This window comes from Candidatus Nanopelagicales bacterium (assembly GCA_028687755.1).
Taxonomy (GTDB): domain Bacteria; phylum Actinomycetota; class Actinomycetes; order S36-B12; family S36-B12; genus UBA11398.
The window spans coordinates 116,444-123,233 of record JAQTZL010000006.1; the positions used below are offsets into that span (position 1 = coordinate 116,444).

The 6,790-nt window shown below is 54.2% G+C and carries 5 protein-coding genes and 2 tRNA genes; all 7 read left to right on the top strand.

Translation table 11 applies throughout. The features are described 5' to 3' along the window. Positions 1-6: 6 nt before the first annotated feature. The 7 genes from recF to PHN51_09075 all read left to right on the top strand — a co-directional run bounded on the left by recF (position 7) and on the right by PHN51_09075 (position 6,789). Complete coding sequence (gene recF / locus PHN51_09045) at positions 7-1,155, top strand: DNA replication/repair protein RecF (GenBank protein MDD2818925.1); 1,149 nt, start codon at positions 7-9, stop codon at positions 1,153-1,155. Continuing rightward, positions 1,145-1,612, top strand: a complete 468-nt coding sequence (locus tag PHN51_09050) for a DciA family protein (protein ID MDD2818926.1) — start codon at positions 1,145-1,147, stop codon at positions 1,610-1,612. The genes recF and PHN51_09050 overlap by 11 nt, the downstream gene beginning before the upstream one ends. Before the next feature lie 178 nt (positions 1,613-1,790). Continuing rightward, a complete protein-coding gene (gene gyrB, locus PHN51_09055) occupies positions 1,791-3,797 on the top strand; it encodes a DNA topoisomerase (ATP-hydrolyzing) subunit B (GenBank protein ID MDD2818927.1) in 2,007 nt (668 codons plus the stop codon). 15 nt (positions 3,798-3,812) lie between these two features. Then, positions 3,813-6,383 carry a DNA gyrase subunit A gene (gene gyrA, locus PHN51_09060; GenBank protein ID MDD2818928.1) on the top strand — a complete coding sequence of 857 codons (2,571 nt, stop codon included), beginning with the start codon at positions 3,813-3,815 and terminating at the stop codon, positions 6,381-6,383. Positions 6,384-6,498: 115 nt separating this feature from the next. Continuing rightward, a tRNA-Ile gene (locus tag PHN51_09065) sits at positions 6,499-6,573 on the top strand. 1 nt (position 6,574) lies between these two features. Next, a complete protein-coding gene (locus PHN51_09070; GenBank protein MDD2818929.1) occupies positions 6,575-6,700 on the top strand; it encodes a DLW-39 family protein in 126 nt (41 codons plus the stop codon). A 16-nt stretch (positions 6,701-6,716) separates the two neighbouring features. Beyond that, a tRNA-Ala gene (locus PHN51_09075) sits at positions 6,717-6,789 on the top strand. Position 6,790: the final 1 nt, after the last annotated feature.

Sequence of the window (6,790 nt, forward strand, 5' to 3'; positions counted from 1 at the left end):
CTACATATGTGGGTGTCGCAGTTAGCCCTCACAGATATTCGTTCATATCTAGAAGTTGAAGTGAACCTTCAACCTGGAGTCACCACCTTTGTTGGCCGCAATGGTCAAGGGAAAACGAATCTCGTTGAAGCCATCGGTTATGTAGCAACCCTTGGATCACATCGTGTTGCAAGTGATGCTCCACTCGTGCGCTTTGGTACCGAGCAAGGATTCATTCGCTGCAGTATCCATGCCAACGATCGCGAAACCATGGTTGAGCTTGCGATACTTCCTGGGCGCGCAAATAAGGCACGTATTAATCGTTCACCAGCAACACGTACACGCGATGTCTTAGGGATTTTACGTGTCGTAATTTTTGCGCCAGAAGATTTAGCACTGGTCAAAGGTGACCCTTCTGATCGTCGAAAATTTCTCGATGATTTATTAGTGCAACGCATTCCGCGATTAGCAGGTACACGTCAAGATCTTGAACGAGTATTGAAACAACGCAATGCATTATTGAAATCAGCGCGCACGAATCGCAAGGCCAATGATGAATACCTTGATAGCACCCTGAGTGTGTGGAATGAACAACTCGCAACTGTTGGCGCGGAACTCATTGCCGCGCGCCAGGTGTTATTAAGTGAGCTCGCAGATCCTGCAGTAGATAACTACACGTACATCAGTGAAGACCCGACTGCGAAACTTGGCCTCACATATCTTTCAAACTTGAGTTCAGTGTTAGGTGACGATGTACCTATTGGTTCACCTGATAAAGACGAATGGAAAACCGCATTGCTTGAAGCAATGAAACTCCGCCGAAAAGAAGAGGTTGATCGCGGACTCACCCTTGTTGGGCCACAACGCGATGACCTTTCGTTGACTCTTGGCCCAGTTCCTGCAAAGGGCTACGCCTCCCATGGAGAGTCATGGTCGATTGCCTTGGCGTTGCGATTAGCAAGTTTTGATGTGTTACGCGCCGATGGTGAAGACCCGGTACTGATCCTTGATGACGTGTTCGCCGAACTTGATGCCAAGCGCAGAGAACGATTGGCTGGTCGTCTCACCCAAGCAACCCAGGTACTCATTACGGCTGCGGTAGATGCTGATATTCCACAAGAGCTCTTTGGCTCGCGCTTTCGCGTGGATGCTGGGAAAGTGAGCCATGACCACTGACCGGGGAGACGCGGCTGCCAAAGCGCTGAGCCGGGCAGTGGGGGGCGGAAAACCACGAAAGAAGCCAGCGAACAGCAAGCGGCCCACCTCAAGTTCAGATTCCCGTGATCCCCAGACCTTGGGCAGCGCCGTGGATGACCTCATTGCCCAGCGTGGCTGGAAACAGGAGAGCGCTGGGGCCCAAGTGCTCACCCAATGGACCCAGATCGTGGGGGAAGACCTAGCTAGCCACGTCGTGCCAGAGTCTTTTGAACAGGGAATCTTGATTCTGGCGGCCGAATCCACCACGTGGGCCACCCAAGTGCGCCTGATGCTGCCTCAACTCCGCAAGAACATCGATGCCGCGGTGGGCACAGGAGTGGTCAGCGATATTCGCATCCAGGGACCCCAAGGCCCCTCATGGAAGTCCGGCCCACGCCACGTGAAAGGCAGGGGCCCACGCGACACCTACGGGTGATCTCACGAGGCAAATCAGCCCGGTCAGGGCGATTATTGGGACCATTCCATACACGGGTTCTATCCCCGGGGGGTCAAACGGCTCTAGAGGCCGCCACGGGCCGACACATCCATGGGAACTACCGAAAATCAGGTAGAATCAACACATTGTTGTTTTTGCCTGAGGAGGCCGGTTTCACGTGTCGTATGACGCCAGTGCCATTCAAGTTCTCGAAGGCCTTGATGCCGTTCGTAAGCGCCCCGGTATGTACATCGGTTCCACCGGTGAGCGCGGCCTGCATCACTTGGTCTACGAAGTCGTCGATAACTCCGTAGATGAGGCGATGGCTGGCTATGCCACCACCATCTCGGTCACCCTGCTGGCCAACGGCGGCGTTCGCGTCGTTGACGACGGCCGCGGTATCCCTGTCGACATCGTCGAAAGTGAAGGCAAGCCCGCTGTAGAAGTGGTGCTCACGGTGCTCCACGCCGGTGGCAAGTTCGGCGGCGGCGGCTACTCAGTTTCCGGTGGGCTACACGGCGTAGGCGTGTCAGTTGTGAATGCTCTGTCCAAGAAGCTTGAAGTCGAAGTGCGCCGCAATGAAAGCGTCTATCGCCAAAGCTATGTCTCAGGTGTTCCACAGGCGGAACTTTCCAAAGACGAAGCTGCTGATCACACCGGCACCACCGTCACCTTCTGGGCTGATGAAGACATCTTCGAAACCACCACATATGACTTCACCACGCTTGCTCGTCGTTTCCAGGAAATGGCTTTCCTCAATAAAGGCCTCACCTTGGAACTCACCGACGAACGCTTAGTCGTAGACGCTCCTGCAAATGCGGGCAGTGATGCTGAAGTAACTGGAGCCATTGAATTCGTCGCACCAGTTGAAGAAGCTGATCGCATTCGCACTGTGCGCTACCACTACGAAGGTGGCATCGCCGACTTCGTTGAACACATCAACGCAAGCAAGGGCGCTTCACATCCACACATTATTTACTTCGAAGCTGAAGCTGAAGATAAGCAAATGAGTGCAGAAGTTGCACTGCAGTGGAATAACACGTATTCAGAATCGGTCTACACCTTCGCAAACACCATCAACACCCATGAAGGTGGTACACACGAAGAAGGTTTCCGCACTGCGCTTACTTCGTTGGTGAATAAGTTCGCACGTGAGTGGAACATCTTGAAAGAAAAGGATGCGAACTTAAGTGGCGAAGATATTCGCGAAGGTCTCACCGCAATTATCAGTGTGAAGTTGACTGAGCCACAGTTTGAAGGTCAAACAAAAACCAAACTTGGCAACACGGAAATGAAGGCCTTCGTACAAAAGACCGTCAACGATCAACTTGGCGAATGGCTGGAGAAGAACCCGGCTGAAGGTAAGGAAATCGCACGCAAGAGTGTGAATGCATCTGCTGCACGCATTGCTGCACGTAAAGCTCGCGATCTGGCACGTAACCGCAAGGGATTGCTCGGCGGGGCTGGTATGCCAGGCAAATTGATTGACTGCTCAAGCCGCGAGCCTGAGGAGTGTGAGGTCTACATCGTGGAGGGCGACTCCGCAGGTGGCTCAGCTCGTCAAGGTCGCGATCCAAAACGTCAAGCGATCCTGCCAATTCGCGGCAAGATCCTGAACGTTGAAAAAGCTCGCATCGACAAGGTGCTGCAGAACACTGAAGTGCAGGCACTTGTTTCTGCATTCGGTACTGGCATCCAAGATGAGTTCGACATCAATCGTCTTCGCTACCACAAGGTGGTGTTGATGGCTGACGCCGACGTTGACGGTCAACACATCCGCACACTGTTGCTGACCTTGTTGTTCCGCTTCATGCGCCCACTGGTTGAAGGTGGCTTCGTTTACCTTGCACAGCCACCGCTGTACAAAATTAAGTGGTCACGTGATGACGCGAACTTTGCGTACTCAGATCGCGAACGCGATGCCATTGTTGAAGCAGGTATTGCTGCAGGTAAGCGCCTTCCAAAAGAAGAAGCAGTGCAGCGCTACAAGGGCCTTGGTGAAATGAATGCTGATGAACTCTGGGACACCACCATGGATCCAGAACATCGCGTTCTTCTTCAGGTCACACTCGAAGATGCTGCGCAAGCAGATGAAATGTTCAGTGTGCTCATGGGCGAAGACGTAGAAGCCCGCCGTAATTTCATCCAGCAGAACGCACGCGACGTGCGCTTCCTCGACATCTAGTCTCAGGAGTTATTGGTGTCTGAAGAAATTGGCGTGATTGATCATCACGGCCGCATTGAACCGGTTGACCTACAAACCGAAATGCAGCGCTCATACCTGGACTATTCAATGTCCGTCATCGTGTCGCGTGCACTACCGGACGTACGCGATGGTTTAAAGCCTGTGCATCGCCGCGTGCTGTACGCGATGTACGACGGTGGCTACCGCCCTGACCGCAACTTCTCCAAGAGCGCCCGCGTGGTCGGCGACGTCATGGGTAATTACCACCCACATGGTGACTCGGCGATTTATGACGCTCTTGTACGTCTAGCGCAGCCATGGTCCTTGCGTTACCCATTGGTGCAAGGCCAAGGAAACTTCGGTTCACCGGGTAACGACCCAGCCGCTGCTCAGCGTTACACCGAATGCCGCATGGCCCCATTGGCCATGGAAATGGTGCGCGACATCGACGAAGAAACGGTCGACTTCGGTCCAAACTACGACGGTCGCACCCAAGAACCACTCGTGTTGCCAAGTCGTTTCCCGAACTTGTTGGTCAACGGCAGCTCGGGCATCGCTGTGGGCATGGCAACCAACATTCCGCCACACAACCTGCGTGAAATTGCAGCCGCGGCGCAATGGGTGCTGTCAAACCCTGAAGCATCTGTTGAAGATCGTCAGGCTGCGCTCATTGAGATCGTCAAGGGCCCTGACTTCCCAACCGGCGCACTCATCGTTGGTCGTCGCGGCATTGATGATGCCTACCGCACTGGCCGTGGATCAATCACGATGCGCGCTGTGGTCACTGTTGAAGAAGATGCACGCGGCCGTCAGATCTTGGTCGTCACTGAACTTCCGTACCAGGTCAACCCTGACAACTTGTTGCTGCGCATTGCTGAGCAGGTTGGTGAAGGCAAGCTCACCGGCATTGCCGACGTGCGTGACGATTCATCTTCACGAACCGGCATGCGTTTGATTATCGAACTCAAGCGCGATGCTGTGGCTCAGGTGGTGTTGAACCAACTGTTCAAGCACACCCAACTTCAAGATAACTTCGGCGCGAACATGCTGGCCATCGTTGATGGGGTGCCACGCACGCTCACCCTCGAAGCCTTCATTCGCCATTGGGTTACGCACCAGATTGAAGTAATTCAGCGTCGTACCCGTTACCGCTTGCGCAAGGCTGAAGAGCGCGCGCACATTTTGCGCGGTTATCTCAAGGCTCTTGACGCACTTGATGAAGTCATTGCATTGATTCGTGCATCAGCAACGGTTGAAGATGCACGTACCGGTTTGATGGAACTGCTCGACATTGATGAATTGCAAGCAACCGCAATTCTTGACATGCAGCTGCGCCGTCTTGCTGCGTTGGAACATCAGAAAATTCTTGATGAGTACGAAGAACTGATGACCAAGATCAATGACTACAACGACATCCTTGGTTCACCAGAGCGTCAACGCACCATCGTGTCTGATGAACTCAACGAGATCACTGAGAAGTACGGCGATGATCGTCGCACTGACTTCGCGGCCTTCGATGGCGATGTCGCTGACGAAGATCTCATTGCAGTTGATGATGTTGTGGTCACAATCACCGCTGGCGGTTACGCCAAGCGCACCAAGACCGAGCTCTACCGTGAGCAGCGTCGTGGCGGTAAGGGCGTGAAGGGTGCGCAACTGCGTCAAGACGACGTGGTTGAACACATGTTCGTCACCACAACGCACCACTGGCTGCTGTTCTTTACGAACAAGGGCCGTGTCTATCGAGCTAAGGGTTATCAACTTCCTGAAGCTGGTCGTGATGCCCGTGGACAACACGTCGCAAACCTGTTGGCCTTCCAACCAGATGAAACCATCGCGCAGGTTCTTGCCATTGAGAACTACGAGGCTGGCGAACACTTGGTGTTGGCAACCCGACGCGGCATGGTGAAGAAGACTCGTTTGAGCGAATACGACACCAATCGCACCGGCGGCATCATTGCCATCAACCTTGCTGACGAAGATGAAGTGATCTCAGCTCGATTGGTTTCTGAAAATGATCACTTGATCATGTTCTCGCGCAAGGGCATGTCTGCTCGCTTTGATGCCAAGGACGAAACCTTGCGTCCAATGGGCCGAGCAACGGGCGGCGTGATCGGCATGCGTTTCCGTGGCGACGATGCATTGTTGGCGATGGATGTCATTCGTGAAGGTGCCTTCGTGGTCACCATCACCGACGGCGGCTTTGCTAAGCGCACCAACGTTGACGAATGGGCTCCAAAGGGTCGCGGCATTCTTGGCGTACGCGCCATGAAGCTCGTTGAAGAGCGTGGCTCGATGGTTGGCGCGATGGTCTGTGACGAAACCGATCAGATCTTCGCGATTGCCTCGAACGGCGTGGTGATTCGCACCAGCGTTGCGCAGGTTCGCCCATCAGGCCGCGACACCATGGGCGTGCGCTTGATGAACCTGGCTGACGGCGATGCGATCGTGGCAGTTGCTCGCGGCGGTGAGGCTGAAGACGAGGAACTCGACGACGCTGAAGTAGCCGAGAGCACTGACGTTGAGGCCACACCTGCGGATGCCGAAGCGGCGCCAGCCGAAGCTGCCACCGAATCAGGGGAATAGTCCAAGATTGAACCGATCCCTGGGCTCTAAAGCCCGGGGGTTTGGGACCCTTCACAATCGGGTAAGGTTTCCACTCGCACCTTTAAGGAGTCTTGACTCCAAAGAAGTGCGGAACGGGCCTATAGCTCAGCTTGGTTAGAGCGCTTCCCTGATAAGGAAGAGGTCGATGGTTCAAGTCCATCTAGGCCCACGTGAAAAAACTAGTAGTGTTGGCTCTTCTTGCAGGCGTGGGTTACTACGTCTACAAGCAGTACCAGGCCAATCAAGACGATTCCGACCTCTGGTCGGAACCGACAGATGCACCTGATCTACGATAGGTTCTCGTAGTCCTCAGGGGGATTAGCTCAGTTGGTAGAGCGCTGCCTTTGCAAGGCAGATGTCAGGAGTTCGAGTCTCCTATCCTCCAC

Excerpts from the sequence above, each read along its gene's own strand:
- recF (MDD2818925.1), top strand. The coding sequence starts at position 7 with ATGTGGGTGTCGCAGTTAGCCCTCACAGATATTCGTTCATATCTAGAA.
- PHN51_09050 (MDD2818926.1), top strand. The coding sequence starts at position 1,145 with ATGACCACTGACCGGGGAGACGCGGCTGCCAAAGCGCTGAGCCGGGCA.